The organism is Curvibacter sp. GW821-FHT09D12, from assembly GCF_059416245.1.
This window is the reverse complement of sequence record NZ_JBWKOU010000004.1, coordinates 217,670-233,181: the sequence shown is the minus strand read 5'-3', so window position 1 is coordinate 233,181 and position 15,512 is coordinate 217,670. Positions and strand designations below refer to the sequence as shown.

Annotated in this window: 12 protein-coding genes; 2 read left to right on the top strand and 10 right to left on the bottom strand. The window is 67.7% G+C overall.

Annotated features, from left to right (window positions below; all coding sequences use genetic code 11):
- Window positions 1–2 precede the first annotated feature (2 nt).
- The 3 genes from AC07PT_RS08250 to AC07PT_RS08240 form a co-directional block, all read right to left on the bottom strand.
- A complete protein-coding gene (locus AC07PT_RS08250; RefSeq protein WP_494656389.1) occupies window positions 3–3,242 on the bottom strand; it encodes an efflux RND transporter permease subunit in 3,240 nt (1,079 codons plus the stop codon).
- A 31-nt stretch (window positions 3,243–3,273) separates the two neighbouring features.
- Window positions 3,274–4,554, bottom strand: coding sequence for an efflux RND transporter periplasmic adaptor subunit (locus tag AC07PT_RS08245; protein WP_494656388.1), 1,281 nt, complete (start codon window positions 4,552–4,554; stop codon window positions 3,274–3,276).
- Between the two features lie 206 nt (window positions 4,555–4,760).
- Window positions 4,761–5,627: an alpha/beta hydrolase gene (locus tag AC07PT_RS08240; RefSeq protein ID WP_494656387.1), complete on the bottom strand. Its 867-nt coding sequence runs from the start codon at window positions 5,625–5,627 to the stop codon at window positions 4,761–4,763.
- 168 nt (window positions 5,628–5,795) lie between these two features.
- On the opposite strand from AC07PT_RS08240, the gene AC07PT_RS08235 reads away from it, so the two are divergent.
- Entirely contained in the window at window positions 5,796–6,722 is a 927-nt protein-coding gene (locus AC07PT_RS08235; protein WP_492346861.1) for a LysR family transcriptional regulator, read from the top strand.
- A 17-nt stretch (window positions 6,723–6,739) separates the two neighbouring features.
- Window positions 6,740–7,792, top strand: a complete 1,053-nt coding sequence (locus tag AC07PT_RS08230) for an MBL fold metallo-hydrolase (protein ID WP_494656386.1) — start codon at window positions 6,740–6,742, stop codon at window positions 7,790–7,792.
- A 42-nt stretch (window positions 7,793–7,834) separates the two neighbouring features.
- Here AC07PT_RS08230 and AC07PT_RS08225 read toward each other — a convergent pair whose 3' ends face one another.
- From AC07PT_RS08225 to AC07PT_RS08195, 7 genes are all read right to left on the bottom strand, one after another.
- Window positions 7,835–8,098 carry a Txe/YoeB family addiction module toxin gene (locus tag AC07PT_RS08225; RefSeq protein ID WP_492346859.1) on the bottom strand — a complete coding sequence of 88 codons (264 nt, stop codon included), beginning with the start codon at window positions 8,096–8,098 and terminating at the stop codon, window positions 7,835–7,837.
- Window positions 8,095–8,337 carry a type II toxin-antitoxin system Phd/YefM family antitoxin gene (locus AC07PT_RS08220; protein WP_492346858.1) on the bottom strand — a complete coding sequence of 81 codons (243 nt, stop codon included), beginning with the start codon at window positions 8,335–8,337 and terminating at the stop codon, window positions 8,095–8,097. The genes AC07PT_RS08225 and AC07PT_RS08220 overlap by 4 nt, the downstream gene beginning before the upstream one ends.
- Window positions 8,338–8,413: 76 nt before the next feature.
- Window positions 8,414–10,126: a thiamine pyrophosphate-binding protein gene (locus tag AC07PT_RS08215; protein ID WP_492346857.1), complete on the bottom strand. Its 1,713-nt coding sequence runs from the start codon at window positions 10,124–10,126 to the stop codon at window positions 8,414–8,416.
- A 69-nt stretch (window positions 10,127–10,195) separates the two neighbouring features.
- Window positions 10,196–11,299: an alpha-hydroxy acid oxidase gene (locus AC07PT_RS08210; protein ID WP_492346856.1), complete on the bottom strand. Its 1,104-nt coding sequence runs from the start codon at window positions 11,297–11,299 to the stop codon at window positions 10,196–10,198.
- The gene (locus tag AC07PT_RS08205) at window positions 11,284–11,970 is read right to left on the bottom strand and encodes a Fe2+-dependent dioxygenase (RefSeq protein ID WP_492346855.1); all 687 of its coding nucleotides are present in this window, start codon (window positions 11,968–11,970) and stop codon (window positions 11,284–11,286) included. The genes AC07PT_RS08210 and AC07PT_RS08205 overlap by 16 nt, the downstream gene beginning before the upstream one ends.
- Window positions 11,971–11,982: 12 nt before the next feature.
- Window positions 11,983–14,235 (bottom strand): TonB-dependent receptor, encoded by a 2,253-nt coding sequence (locus AC07PT_RS08200; RefSeq protein WP_494656385.1) that lies wholly within the window; start codon window positions 14,233–14,235, stop codon window positions 11,983–11,985.
- A gap of 142 nt (window positions 14,236–14,377) precedes the next feature.
- A complete protein-coding gene (locus AC07PT_RS08195) occupies window positions 14,378–15,424 on the bottom strand; it encodes an extracellular solute-binding protein (protein ID WP_492346853.1) in 1,047 nt (348 codons plus the stop codon).
- Window positions 15,425–15,512 lie beyond the last annotated feature (88 nt).

Sequence of the window (15,512 nt, the reverse complement as noted above, 5' to 3'; positions counted from 1 at the left end):
TTTCAATCAGGGTCACGGCGCGGAGCCGCCAGCACGGGCCGGGCCTGGGCACCGGAGGCGGCCAGATCAAGCGGCCCCACGGGCGCGACATGGCTGCCATGCTGGATCAAGGGCCGGTTGCCCGTCAGCCGCCGCAGCAGCACATAGAACACCGGGGTCAGGAACAGGCCGAAGGCGGTCACGCCGATCATTCCGGCGAACACCGCCACGCCCATGGCGCGGCGCATCTCGGCGCCCGCCCCGGTGGACAGCACCAGGGGCAGCACCCCCATCACAAAGGCCAGCGAGGTCATCAGGATGGGGCGCAGGCGCAGGCGGCTGGCTTCGATGGCGGCCTGCAGCGGGCTGCGTCCGGCGAACTCCAGCTCGCGGGCAAACTCGACGATCAGGATCGCGTTCTTGGCCGACAGCCCCACCAGCACCATCAGCCCGATCTGGGTGAAGACGTTGTTGTCACCGCGTGACAGCCACACCCCGGTCATGGCCGCCAACAGGCCCATGGGCACGATCAGGATGATGGCCAGCGGCAGCGTCAGGCTCTCGTACTGCGCGGCCAGCACCAGGAACACCAGCAGGATGGCCAGCGGGAACACCCACACCGCCGAATTGCCAGCCAGGATCTCCTGGTAGGTCAGCTCGGTCCATTCGTAGCTGAAGCCCGGCGGCAGGGTCTCGGCCGCGATGCGGGCCACCGCAGCCTGGGCCTGGCCGCTGGAAAAGCCCGGTGCCGGCCCGCCGTTGATGTCGGCCGACAGGTAGCCGTTGTAGCGCATGGCGCGCTCAGGCCCGAAGCTGGGCTCGATCTTCAGCACCGCCGACAGGGGCACCATCTCGCCGCTGCTGGAGCGCACCTTGAGCAGGCCCACGTCTTCGGCCCGCGCGCGGTAGGGCGCATCGGCCTGCACGCGCACGCTGTAGGTGCGGCCAAAGCGGTTGAAGTCGTTGGCGTACAGGCTGCCCAGGTAGATCTGCAGGGTGTCGAACACCTCGGTCACCGGCACGCCCAGTTGGCGCGCCCGGGTGCGATCAATGTCGGCATACAACTGGGGCACGTTGACCTGGAAGCTGGTGAACAGGCCGGCCAGCTCGGGCGTCTGGTAGGCCTTGGCCATGAAGGCTTTCACGGCGCCATCCAGGGCCGCATAGCCTCGCGAGCCACGGTCTTCGATCTGCAGCTTGAAGCCGCCGGTGGTGCCCAGGCCGGCCACGGGGGGCGGCGGGAACATGGCGATGAAGGCGTCCTGCAGGCCGGCGTACTTCTGGTTGAGCTGGCCGGCGATGGCCCCTGCGCTCAGGCTGGCGTCGCGGCGCTCTTCAAAAGGCTTGAGGGTGGCGAACACGATGCCCGAGTTCGAGCTGTTGGTGAAGCCGTTGATGGACAGGCCTGGAAAGGCCACGGCGTGCTCCACCCCCGGCTGGGCCAGGGCGATCTCGCTCATGCGCCGGATCACCTGCTCGGTGCGGTCCAGCGTGGCGCCATCGGGCAATTGGGCGAAGCCGATCAGGTACTGCTTGTCCTGCGCCGGCACAAAGCCGCCTGGCACGCTCTTGAACAGGCCCAGGGTCAGCAGGCCCAGCACCAGGTACAGGCCCATCATGGCGCCCTTGCGGGCAATCACCCGCGTGACGCCGCCGCTGTAGGCCTTGGCCCCGCGCCCGAACAGGCGGTTGAAGCCGGCAAAGAAGCGGCCCAGCACGCGGTCCATGCCACGGGTGAGCGCGTCCTTGGGTGCGTCATGCCCCTTGAGCAGCAGGGCGGCCAGGGCCGGTGACAGGGTGAGCGAGTTGACGGCCGAGATGATGGTCGAGATGGCGATGGTCAGCGCGAACTGGCGGTAGAACTGGCCGGTCAGGCCGCTGATGAAGGCCAGCGGCACAAACACCGCGCACAGCACCAGGGCGATCGCGATGATGGGGCCCGAGACCTCGCGCATGGCGCGGTAGGTGGCCTCGCGCGGCGACAGCCCGGCTTCGATGTTGCGCTCCACGTTCTCCACCACCACGATGGCGTCGTCCACCACGATGCCGATGGCCAGCACCAGGCCGAACAGGCTCAGCGCATTGATGGAAAAGCCCGACACCTGCATCACGGCAAAGGTGCCCACCACCGACACCGGCACCGCCAGCAGCGGGATGATGGAGGCGCGCCAGGTCTGCAGGAACAGAATCACCACCAGCACCACCAGGGCCACGGCCTCCAGCAGGGTGTGCACCACTGAGTCGATCGAGGCGCGCACGAACTGCGTCGGGTCGTACACGATCTGGTAGTCCATGCCATCGGGCATGCCCTTCTTGAGCTCGGCCATGGCGGCATGCACGTCGTCCGAGATCTGGATCGCATTCGAACCCGGGGCGGCAAAGATGGGCACGGCCACCGCATCCTTGTTGTCGAGCAGCGAGCGCAGCGCATACGAGGCCGCGCCCAGCTCCAGCCGGGCCACATCGCGCAGCCGGGTGACCGCACCGTCGCTGCCGGTCTTGACGATGATGTCGCCGAACTCTTCTTCGCTCTGCAGGCGGCCCTGGGCGTTGATGGAGAGTTGCAGATCCGCCCCGGGCAGGCCGGGCGAAGCCCCCACCACACCGGCGGCGGCCTGCACGTTCTGCTCGCGGATGGCGCGCACCACGTCGTTCGCCGACAGGCCGCGCTGGGCCACTTTCTGCGGGTCCAGCCAGACGCGCATCGAGTAGTCGCCCGAGCCGAACAACTGCACCTCGCCCACGCCCTTGACGCGGGCCAGACGGTCTTTCACGTTGAGCACCGCATAGTTGCGCAGGTAGGTCATGTCGTAGCGGCCACCCGGCGACAGCAAGTGCACCACCAGGGTCAGGTCGGGCGAACTCTTGACGGTGGCCAGCCCCAGGCGGCGCACCTCTTCGGGCAGACGAGCCTCGGCCTGGGCCACCCGGTTCTGCACCAGTTGCTGCGCCTTGTCGGGGTCGGTCCCCAGGCGGAAGGTCACGGTCAGCGTCAACAGGCCGTCGGTGGTGGCCTGGCTGCCCATGTAGAGCATGCCTTCGACGCCGTTGATGGCCTCCTCCAGCGGGGTGGCGACGGTCTCGGCGATCACCTTGGGGTTGGCGCCAGGGTAGTTGGCGCGCACCACCACCTGGGGCGGCACCACCTCGGGGTATTCGGACACCGGCAGTACGCGCAGGGCCAGCAGGCCGGCGATCAGCATCAGCACCGACAGCACGCCCGCAAAGATGGGGCGGTCAATGAAGAATTTGGACAGGTTCATGGGTTCGATCTCGTGTCGCGGCGGGCCGGCTTCAGGCCGCCGGCGTGACGGGTGCCGCCGGGGTGGCGGCGGCCGCCTCCGGCTTCATGGGGACGGTCTGGGGGCTGACCAGGGCGCCAGGGCGGACGTGCTGCAGGCCGTTGACGACCACCTGTTCGCCCGCCTTGAGGCCGCTCTTGACCACGCGCAGGCCGTCGACCGGCGCGCCCAGGGTCACCTCGCGGTACTCGGCCTTGCGGTCGGCGCCCACCACCAGCACGAACTTCTTGTTCTGGTCGGTGCCCACGGCGCGTTCATGCACCAGCAGGGCGGGCCGGGTCTGGGCCTGGCCCATGCGCAGGCGGGCAAACTGGCCTGGCATCAGGCGGCCATCGGGGTTGTCGAACACGGCGCGCACCCGCACCGTGCCGCTGCGCACATCGACCTGGTTGTCCACCAGTTGCAGGTGGCCGCTGTAAGGGGTGCTGCCACCTTCGGCCGTGCCCCCTTCTGCCGTCCCCATCTGCACGGGGATGCGCTCAATGCGGGCGCGCGCGCTCTGGCCGCTGCCCAGCCCTTGCAAGGCCTGGGCAATCAGCTGCTCGTCGGCTTCGAAGCTGGCATAGATCGGATTCACCGAGACCAGGGTGGTGAGCACCGGGGCCCCGGCACCGGCCGCCACCAGGTTGCCGGCGGTCACCTCGATGCGCCCGATGCGGCCCGTGATGGGCGCACGCACCTGGGCGTAACCCAGGTTCAGGCGGGCACTCTGCAGCGCGGCCTGGGCGGCCCGCAGGTTGGCATCCGCCTCGCGCTGGGCGTTCTGACGCTCGTCGAGTTCGCGCTGGGCGATGGCGCGCTCTTCCCACAGACGGGTGGCGCGCTCCAGCTCGCTCTGGCTGTAGGCCACGCGGGCCTGGGCCGCGGCCACCTGGGCCTGGGCCCGGTCCACCTCGGCGGCAAAGGGCGCCGGGTCCAGGCTGAACAACAGGTCGCCGGCCTGGACCAGCGAGCCCTCGCGGAAGTTCACGGTCTGCACCGCACCCGCCACGCGGGGACGCAGGTCCACGCGCTGGACGGCCTCCAGCCGACCCGAGAACTCATCCCACAAGGCGATGGGCTGTTCGGCCACCGTGGCCACCGAAACCGGGGTGGCGGCGGGCGCCTGTTCAACCGGTGCATCGGCGTGCGAGTTGGGCAGGCCCAGGAAGGCCGCCCCTGTGGTGGCCAGCACGGCCAGGGCCACCGCCGACAGCCACAGCGGGCGGCGCGATGCGGCGGCCGCCTGGACCTGGGCGGCGAGAACGGGTTTGGATTCAGGTGTGGGGTTCATGGCAATCCTCCAAGACAGAAAAAACGGGACGCAGCCCACCCCCCGGGCCACGCAGGCCCACAGGCAGAACCGCAAGACAGGAAAACAGAATTTCGGGCGAGCAACGCCCGAATCACCGACCGGGGCCGGTGATCAGCAAGAGGGCAGGCAAGGCCTTGACGGCCGCCCGGTCAACACCGCGGTGTCAGGCCGGGCCGATGGGGGTGCTAGGAAGGCACCGGGCTGCGGGTGTCCTCGAAGAAACGTTGGAACTGCGCCTGCACCGCACCGGCACAGGGGCAGGCCTGGGCCTGGGCGGCCAACAGGGCATCGGGCCAGTGCTGGGCCGCACTCAACACCTCGCCCCGGGCCTGCAGGCCCGCCGCCTGCAAGCGCGTGACATAGGCCATGGCCTCGTCGCGCATGGGGTCGTCCGGGCCCACCAGCACCAGGGTGGGGGGCAGGCCTTGCAGGCGCATCGAGCCGGCCGGCACGGCATAGGGGTGTTCGGCGTCGCGCGGGCTGCGCAGGTAGCTGAGCCAGCCCTCGACCCACTTGCAGCAGGTGGCGCTGCCGGTGGCCTGGCGCAACGAGGCCGTACCCACGCAAGGATCCAGCATGGGCGAGAGCAGGATCTGCCCGGCCAGCGGGGGATGCGCCTGGTCGCGCGCCATCAGGCTCACGGCCGCCGCCACGTTGCCACCGGCCTCTTCACCCGCCAGGTAAACCAAAGCCCCCTGGCCGGCCAGCCGGTTGCGCTGGCGGAACACCCATTTGAGCACCTCGTAGCCGGCCTCGGCCGCGTTGGGAAAAGGATGCTGCGGCGCCAGCGGGTAAGCCACCGACACCACCACCGCGCCCGCCCCCAGCAGCAACTGGGCCACGGTGCAGCCGTTGTCCAGGTCACCCGAGACAAAGGCGCCCCCATGGAAGTGCACCACCAGGGGGCTCGCCGCGCCCGGGATCTTGCGACCGTAGACGCGAACCGCCACGCGCTTGCCGCCGGGCAGGTCGACCTCGCTGTCGACCCCGGGGTGGAGCGGCGGCGTGGCCAAGGCGGCGCGGGGCGATTCGGTTTCAGGGGTGCTGGGCATGGTGGGCAAGGCTCGCAACAAGATGGGATGGTGCGACTTTAGTGGCAGAAGACCCGGTCATAAACACCTGGTTCGCCACAGCAGTGTTTCCAAACGCCCAACAATGCCGACCGGTCGTCGTGTGAGAATTTGTGCCAGACCCAACCGGGCACAACAACAGGAGGGCCCATGGACCAGATCCAGGCCATGCGCATATTCACCCGCGTGGTGGAAGCCGGCACGTTCACGCGCGCGGCCGATTCATTGAACCTGCCCAAGGCCACCGTGACCAAGCACATCCAGGCCCTGGAGGCCCGGCTGCGGGTGCAACTGCTCAACCGCACCACGCGCCGTGTCACCGTGACGGCCGACGGCGCCGCCTACTACGAGCGAACCGTGCGCCTGCTGGCCGAGCTCGACGACATCGAGGCCAGCATGAGCCAGGCCCGCGCCAACCCGCGCGGGCGCCTGCGCGTGGACGTGGGCAGCACGATTGCCCGCCTGCTGATCATCCCGAACCTGGCCCGCTTTCAGGAGCGCTACCCCGACATCCAGCTCGACCTCGGCGTAAGCGACCGCATCGTGGACATGATCTCGGACAACGTGGACTGCGTGATCCGGGGCGGCAACCTGATCGAGCAATCGCTGGTGGCGCGGCGCATCGGCAACCTCGAATTCATCACGGTGGCCGCGCCCAGCTACCTGCAGCGCCGCCGCGTGCCCGAACACCCGCTGGACATTGAGCGCGAGCACACCGTGGTGACCTACTTCGGGGCCCATACCAGCCGCCAGTACCCGCTGGAGTTCCACCAGGGCGAAGAGGTGATCGAGATCCCCGGCCCCTACCGCATCAGCCTGAACGAATCGAACGCCTACACCGAAGCCCTGCTGCAAGGCCTGGGCATCGGGCAGATCACCACCTTCCAGGCCCGCCCCTACCTGGCCAGCGGCGCCTTGCAGCGCCTGCTGCCCGAGTGGGGCCACCCGCTGCTGCCGGTCTATGTGGTGTACCCGCCCAACCGACACCTGAGCGCCAAGGTGCGCGCCTTTGTCGACTGGGCGGCCGAACTGTTTGCCAGCCAACCCCTGCTGCAGGGCCAAGCCCTGCCCTCCTGAACCCAAGGCCCCCTGACATGAGCTCATCCCGCCTGTGTGTCCCTCCCTGCGCCCGCCCGGCCCCGACCGATGAGGCCACTTACGCCGACTCGCCCCAATGGCGCAACGGCAAGTTCCGCAACGCGGCCCCGCGCCATGCCATGGGCACCCTCAAGACCCTCGCCGTGATGTGGCGCTTTCTGTTCGGCAAGCCGGCCAACACGGTGCCGGCCCGGCCGATCCCGGTGCAGGCGCTGAGCCGGGCCGAGCTGCTGGCCGCCCCCGACATGAGCCTGTGGCGGCTCGGTCACTCCACCATGCTGATGAAACTGGGACAGCAGTTCTGGCTGACCGACCCGGTGTTTTCCGAACGCGCCTCGCCGTTCACCTTCATGGGCCCCAAGCGCTTCCACGCGCCACCGCTGCGCATCGAAGACCTGCCCGAGATCACCGGGGTGCTGCTGTCACACGACCACTACGACCACCTGGACCGGGCGGCCATCGAGCAACTGGCACCCAAGGTGGCGCACTTTGTGACACCGCTGGGCGTGGGCGAGCGCCTGATCGCCTGGGGCGTGCCGGCCGCCAAGGTGCAACAACTGGACTGGTGGCAGGAGACCCAGGTGCAGGGTCTGCGCCTGGTGGCGACGCCGGCCCAGCATTTCTCGGGCCGCGGCCTGAACGATGGCAACCGCACGCTGTGGGCCTCGTGGGTGCTGATCCAGGACGAGGTGCGGGTGTTCTTCAGCGGTGACACGGGGTACTTCAAGGGCTTCAAAACCATCGGTGAGCGCTTTGGCCCCTTCGATCTGAGCCTGATGGAAACAGGCGCCTACAACGCCGATTGGCCCGATGTGCACATGCAGCCCGAGCAAAGCCTGCAGGCCCATCTGGACGTGCGGGCGCGGCACCTGATGCCCATCCACAACGGCACCTTCGACCTGGCCCTGCACCCCTGGCACGAGCCCTTCGATCGCATCGCCGGCCTGGCCCGGCAGGCCGGCGTGCCCTTGGTGGCGCCGCAGATGGGCGAGCGCCTGGACCTGCGCGCACCGGCGCTGTCACAGGCTTGGTGGACGGCGGTGGCGTGAGCTCAGGCCTTTGGGACCACGGGCAAGGCCAGCACAGCCCGCTCACTCATAGTGCGACCACATGCGAAGCACTTTGACCACGCCCTGCTCCTGCAGCACCTGGTAGACCAGACGGTGCTGGATGTTGATGCGACGCGAGTAGGCGCCCGTCAGGTCGCCCACCAGCTTTTCAAAGGGCGGCGGGTTCTGGAATGGGTTGTCCCGAAGGAGGGTCAGCAGTTCCTGAGCCTTGGCTTTGAGTCCGCTGGCCAACAACTTTTGGGCATCTTTTTGCGCATGCCGGGTGTAGACCACCTGCCAGCTCACCAGTCCAGCTCCTGAGCGCAAGACTCGACCGGCGTGGCCATGCCCTCTCGGATCGACTCTCGCATGCCGGGCACCGACAGCAGGTAGAGCGTCTCCTGAATGGCCTGCCAGTCCTCGGCCGACACCAGCACGGCATCATGGCGCTTGCCGGAGATGGTGATGGCCTGATGGGACTCGGCCGCCTGATCCATGAGGCGATACAGATTGGCGCGTGCTTCGCTGGCGGTGAGTGTGACCATGGTGGGCTCCTTGCTCAAAAGCGTACGTCAAAAGGTACGCAAGGTCAAACTGAGCCCCAGGGGGCACATCAGCGCGTCAGCGTTTCAGCGCCGCCTCGCGGATCGCGGTGAGGGTGCTGCGTGTGGTGATGACCTCGGGGCTGAGCGGGATCTCGATCACGGTCCCGCGCTCGCAGGCCAGGGCGCGCAGCAGCGCGGCTTCGAAGTCTTCGGTGCGCGTGACCTGCTCGGCCGCATAGCCGTAGGCGCGGGCCAGGGCGCAGAAGTCGGGGTTGGCCAGGGCCGAGCCACTGATGTGCTCGGGGTACTCGCGCTCCTGGTGCATGCGGATGGTGCCGTACATGCCGTTGTTGAGCAGCACGATGAGACTCTTGCCGCCGTGCTGGCTGGCCGTGGCCAGCTCCTGCCCGTTCATCAGAAAGTCGCCGTCGCCCGCGATGGTGAAAGCCACCCGGCCAGTGAGCAGGTTGGCCGCAATGCCGGCCGGCACGCCATAGCCCATGGCCCCGACCGTGGGCGCCAGCTGCGTCTTGTGACCCCGGGCCAGGCCGAAGTGCCGGAAGTAGCGGTGCACCCAGCTGGCAAAGTTGCCTGCGCCATTGGTGAGCACCGCATCGGCCGGCAGGTGCTTTTGCAGCAGGGCCACCACGGCGGGCATGTCGATCGCGCCGGGCTGCGCCGTGTCCAGGCCTGGCAAGGCCTGGGGTTGCAGGTTGGCCTCGTAGTCGGCGTGGGCGGCAGCGGTCCAGTCGGCCCAGGGCAGGCTGACCGGGGCACTGAGCACCTCCAGGCTGCGGGCGGCGGCATTCATGCTGGCGTTGATGACCAGGTCGGCCTGGTAGACCCGGTTGAGTTCTTCGGCGCTGGCGTGGATGTGCACCAGCTTCTGGCGCGGGCGTGGCGCCTCCAGCAGCGTGTAGCCGTTGGTGGTCATCTCGCCCAGGCGCGGGCCGATGGCGATCACCAGATCGGCCTCGCGGATGCGGGCGGCCAGGCGCGGGTTGATGCCGATGCCCACATCGCCGGCGTACAGCGGGTGGTGGTTGTCGAAGGTGTCCTGGAAGCGGAAGGCATTGCCCACCGGCAATTGCCAGTTCTCGGCAAAGCGCTGCAGGGCCTGGGCGGCCTGCGGGGTCCAGCCGCCGCCGCCGGCGATCACAAAGGGCTTTTGCGATTGCAGCAGCAGGCCGCGCAGATCGCGCAGCGAGCCCGGGTCGCTCCAGGCCTGCACGGCATCGACCCGCGGCAGCGGGGTGGCGCTCACGGTCTGGGTCAGCATGTCTTCGGGCAGCACCAGGACCACGGGGCCCGGGCGGCCGTTCATGGCGGTGGCAAAAGCGCGGGCGATGTACTCGGGGATGCGGCGGGCATCATCGATGCGCTCGACCCGCTTGGCCATGCCCTTGGTGCTGGGGCCGAAGAAGCTCTGGAAATCGATCTCCTGGAAGGCCTCGCGATCACGAAAATCGCTGCCCACATCGCCCACCAGCAGCACCATGGGCGTCGAATCCTGGAACGCGGTGTGCACGCCGATGGAGGCATTGGTGGCCCCCGGCCCGCGGGTGACCAGGCAAACCCCGGGGCGGCCCGTGAGCTTGCCGGCGGCCTCGGCCATGAAGGCGGCGCCCCCCTCCTGTCGGCAGGTGATGAAGCGGATCTGGTCGCGGTAGCGGTGGAAGCCGTCCAGGACGGCCAGGTAGCTTTCACCGGGCACGCCGAAGGCAGTGTCCACGCCCTGGGCGATCAGGCATTCAACCAACAAATGTCCTGCGCTTTGCTGCTCAGCCATGCGGAGTTCTCTCAGATGAAATGGAAGAACTCCGGATCGTAATGGCTTCGCGCCGCCAGTGCGCCGGCTTCAGTCGGATTCAGCAGGCAGGGCCGCCAGCCACCTCAGATGGTCGGGGCGGATGTCGGCGGGCGAACGGCAGCCGCAGAGGGCCAGGGCCATCTCGAACTCATCGCGCAGCAGGCGCAGCACATGGGCCGCGCCCATGGCGCCATGCGCCGCCAGGCCCCACAGGCAGGGCCGGCCGATCAGCACGGCCTGGGCGCCCAGGGCCAGGGCCTTGAACACATCGGTGCCGCGCCGAAGGCCGCCGTCCACCAGCAAGGGCACATCGCCCTGCAGCGCCTGCGCGACTTCGGCCAGGCATTCGGCCGTGGCTTCCTGGGTGTCCAGCACCCGACCACCATGGTTGCTGAGCACCAGGCCCGCCACGTTCAGGCGCGCCGCCTGGCAGGCATCGAGCGGGTGGGTGATGCCCTTGAGCAGCATCGGCAGGCGGGTGCGCTCTTGCAGCCAGGCCAGATCGTCCCAGCGCAAGGCGTGTTCAACGGTGCCGCCGCACAGGCCGGCCGCCGCCGCTGTGGCGGCTCGCCAGTGCGGTGTGACCAGGCTGGCGGGGGGCTGTGCCGCCAGGCGGCGCACGCGATCTCGGCTACCCTGCACCGGCGCGTCCACACTCAGCACCAGGGCCTCGTAGCCGGCGCGCTCGGCCTCGGCGGCCACCTCCAGCAGCCCCGCCCGGTCTGCGCCATTGGCCAACTGCATCCACAGCGGCCCGCGTTCGGGCTCAGCGCGGACCAAGGCAGCCACCTGCTGCAATGGGGTGGTGCTGTGCTGGCTCAGCACCAAGCCGCACTGCTGGCTGGCCGCTGCCAGGGCCATGCCGCGCTCGCCGTCAGGGTGAGCCCAGCACTGGTAGGCCATGGGGGCCACGATCAGGGGGGTGGACAGCTCGCGACCCAGCAGCGTCACGCGGGTGTGGCCTTCGCGCAGGTCCTGCAGCACCCGGGGACGCAAGCCCCAGCGGGCCCAGGCGGCCACGTTGCGGCGCTGGGTCGATTCATCGCCTGCGCCGCCATCGAAATAGGCCCAGGCCTCGGGCGTCAGGCGCTCCCGCGCTCGCAGAGCGTAGTCGGGCAAGGTGGTGGGCAGGGCCTTCAGGTCTGGGCCCATTGCCGCAACAGGTTGTGGTAGACCCCGGTCAGGGCCGTGGTCTCGGGGGTCTCGCCCAACTGGGCGCGCAGCTTGAGCAGGTTCATGTCAAGGTCGAACAGGATGCGGCGCTGTTCATCGCTGCGCACCATGCTCTCGATCCAGAAGAAGCTGGCCACCCGGTGGCCGCGCGTGACCGGGGTGACCTGGTGCACGCTGGTGCCGGGGTACAGCACCGCGTCGCCGGCCGCCAGCTTGACGCCACGGCTGCCATAGGTGTCCTGCACCAGCAGCTCGCCGCCGTCGTACTCGGCCGGGTCGCTGAGGAAGACGGTGCACGAGACATCGGTGCGCACCCACTCCTGCGAGGCCTTGGAGTGCAGCACCGCCCCGTCCACATGCGGGCCATAGAAATTGCTGCCCCCGCCATAGCGGTTGAACAGCGGGTTGAAGATCTTGCGCGGCAGGGCCGCCGAGAAGAACAGCGGATCGCGTCGCAAGGCCCCGAGGATCAGGGCCTGCAGGGCATGTGAGGCCTCGCTGTCCTGTGCCAGCTGCTCATTGTTCTTTTGGGTCAGGGCCTGGATGCCCGCGCTGCTGCGCCCATCGATCCAAGGGGCCTCGTCCCCGAGCAGGGCACGGGCGGTGCTGAGCTCTTCGGCGCTCAGCAGGTTCTTGAGTTGCAGCAGCATGGACTCCCCAGGTCAGAACAGGGCCTTGACGCTCAGCTCGATGCGACGCGGCGCACCGGGCACGTAAAAGCCTCGGTAGAGCTGGTCAGCATACAGTTTGTTGGTCAGGTTGCTCACGTTCAAGCGCAGCAGGGTGTTGCTGGTCAGGTTGTGCTCGACCATGGCATCGACGGTGGTGAAGGCCGGGGCCACGACGTTGCGGTTCTGGTCAGGATTCTGAGCCCCCCGGTAGTTCAAACCACCGCCGACACGCCAGCCCGGCAGCATGCGGTAGGTGCTCCAGAGGGTGGCGCTGTGCTTGGGCGTGAGGGCCGGGCGGTCACCCTGGCGCTGGGCGGCGCTGGTAGAGGCCACACTGCTCACGTCGATGCTGGCCGAGGGGATCCAGGTGTGGTTGTAGAACACCTCCCAGGCCGAGGTCAGGCGGCCGGCAAAATTGAACTCCATGCCGGTGGCATGGCGCTTGCCCGAGAGCAGGTATTGGTTGGCCGCCGTGTCGACGTCGGTGTTGCGCTCGTTGTACTTCTCGCTGCGGAACAAGGCCACGCCGAACAGGCCCTTCTTGTCGAACACGTCGTACTTGGCGCCCAGCTCGAAGTTGCGGCTCTTTTCCGGCGGGGTGTTGAGCAGCGTGGCGCTGGTGCCCGACAGGCTCAGGTTGACGGTGCCGTACTGGTAGGTGTCGCCCGAGGTGTTGTACGAGGTGCCGTACGAGGCGTAGTACGACGAGGTGTCGTTGGGCTGCCAGATGGCCCCCAGGCGCGGGCTCCAGAGGTTGTTGTCCATGCTGAAGCTGTTGCCGCTGGTGTCGCCATACTTGCCCATGAAGCGGTCGTAGCGCAGGCCACCGACCAGCTTGATCTGCTCGGTCAGGCTCATGACGTCCTGGCCGTAGAAGCCCAGCGAACGGGCGCGGAAGGGCGCCATGGCGACCGAGCGGGTGTCTTGAACATAGGCGCCGCTGTCGGGGTTGCCCACCGTGGTGGTGGGGGGCGTGGCCAGGCCGGTCGTGGCATTGTTGTTCTGCAGCGCACGCTGGTCGTAGTAATCGACGCCGCCCACCAGGCTGTGCTTGAGGCCGCCCCAGTGGGCGTTGCCGGTGTACTCGCTTTGCACCTGCAGCATGTTGGAGTCGTTGCGACGCGCCTTGAAGCGGCGGTTGAGCACCGTGCTGTCGCTGAGGCTGGACGCGGTGGTCACACTGCCCCAACTGATGTTGCTGGCCAACAGGTCACGCGAGTAGTGGCCATAGCGCAGCGTGGTCTTGATCTCGGCATCGCCATCGAGACGGCGCTTGTGGGTGACCGTGCCGTAATTGGACTCGGTGCGCAGGTAGTCGCTGGCCAGCCCGTAGTAGGCGGTGGCGTCGAGCACGGGGGTGATGGTGCCGCTGCTGTTGTTGCTGGCGGTGGTGCTGCCGTTGTTGATCAGCCAGGGGTGGTTGTACATCGGGCGCCCCTCGGTGCGCAGGTGGTACATGCCGATCGAGTACTCGTCGCGCTCGCCGATGCCCCAGCGGTAGGTGGGGGCCACGCCCTCCTTCTTGACCGTGGCGCCCCAGTTGTCGGCCTGTTGGCGCATGATGTTCACCCGGAAGGCCGACGACTCGCCGGTCTGGCGGTTGATGTCCGCCGAGACCCGGGCCGAGCGGCCGTTGCCCACCGTGGCGTTGATCTCGCTCTGGTCCATCAGGAAAGGCTGCTTGTTGACCTGATTGACCACCCCGCCAGTCGAGCCCTTGCCGAACAGCATGGAGGCCGAACCCTTGAGCACTTCGACCCGGTCGAGGTTGAAGGTGTCGTGCTGGACCATGGCGTTGTCATGCAGGCCATCGACATAGATGTCGCCGGCCTGCTGCAGCGAGAAGCCGCGGATGCGAACGTCTTCCTCACCGGTCTCGCCAGCCTGGAAGGTCACGCCCGAGACCGACTTCAGCACTTCGCGCAGATCATCGAAATTGCGGTCGTCCATGTAGTGCTCGGTCATCACCGTCACGGTCTGGGGAATGTCGCGGATGTCCTGGTTGCCCTTGGCGATGCCGGTCTGCTTGACGAGCAGGCTCTCCTTGGCAATGGTCGGGCCCTCCTTGGTGTCCTTGACGGTCACGGTGCTGAGGGACTTTTCCTCGCTCTGCGCCAGCGCCTGCTGGGCCGTGCCCAGCGAACCTGCCAACATGAGCGCCGCCAGGGGCAGCACCTTGCCGGGCACGGAGACGGCCTGACGCGTCGCAGCAGGCTGATTTCGGGACATCTTTTTGCGTTGCATGAAAACTCCAGTGTGTGGGTGGGCCCCAGGCCAAAGCCCAGGCCGATGGCTGACGACCCGCATTGCGCTGTGCAGTCGCTGGCTGATTTGAAAAATGGCGTGGCGCCCCCCGCAAGCGGCGGCCACAACCTGGGGAAAAGGGTCAGCGGTAGCCGACGCGGTCCAGCATCTGCTGCACCTTGGTCTGGTTCTGGCCAGCGGCACTCACCGGGATGACTTCGCTCTTGAACGTGCCGCCGCCCGCCATCGACCTGAGGGCGGCGTTGTCAAACTGCACGCCCTTGGCCACCGGCCACTCGTTGTTGCCATTGGCAAAGTGCTTCTGTGCGTCGGGGCTGGCCAGGTACTCCAGGAACTTGACGGCATTGGCCTGGTTCTTCGAGTAGCGGGCCACGGCACCGCCGGCCACGTTGACGTGCGTGCCCCAACTCGACTGGTTGGGGAACACCACCCCCACCTTCTCCACCACCGCACGGTCTTCGGGGTTGCTGGAGCGCATCAGGCGGGCGTAGTAGTAGCTGTTGGAGAGGGCCACGCTGCATTCCCCACTGGCGACGGCGCGGATCTGGTCCGTGTCACCGCCCTGGGGGGAACGGGCCATGTTGCTGACCAGGCCCTGCAACCAGGTTTCGGTGGCCGCGGCCCCGATGTGCTCGATCATCGAACCAAACAGACTCACGTTGTAGGGAGAGGAACCGGTGGTGGTACAGAGCTTGCCCTTGAACTGGGGATCGGCGAGCTTTTCGTAAGTGTCGAAATCGGATTTGCGGTACTTGATCTTGTTGAAGACGATGACGCGGGCACGGGTCGAGAAACCGAACCAGGCGATGCCGCCATCGGCCTTGGGCTGGGCATGGAACTGCGCAGGGATCGCTTCTTCAAGCGTCTTGGAGCGGATCGGCTGGAACAGGCCGTCGTTCTCGGCACGCCATAAGCGGGCCGCATCCACCAGCAAAATCACATCGGCAGGCGAGGCGCTGCCTTCGGCCTTGAGGCGACTGAGGATGCCGGCGTCATCCGAGTCGACCCGGTTGATCTTGATGCCGGTGGCCTTGGTGAAGGCACTGTAGAGGGCATCGTCGCTCTGGTAATGGCGTGCCGAGTAGAGGTTGACCGAGCCCTCGTCCGCATGCGCGGACAGCCACGGCGCCGCAAGGGCCAACAAGAAGATCGGAAGGATGCGTCGCATGTGTGAGGGCCTCGCCAAGGTCAGCTCAGAAGGTGTCGATTCGGGTGAAGAAATTGCAATCACTTTGCGAATCAACGCAAAGGAAAGC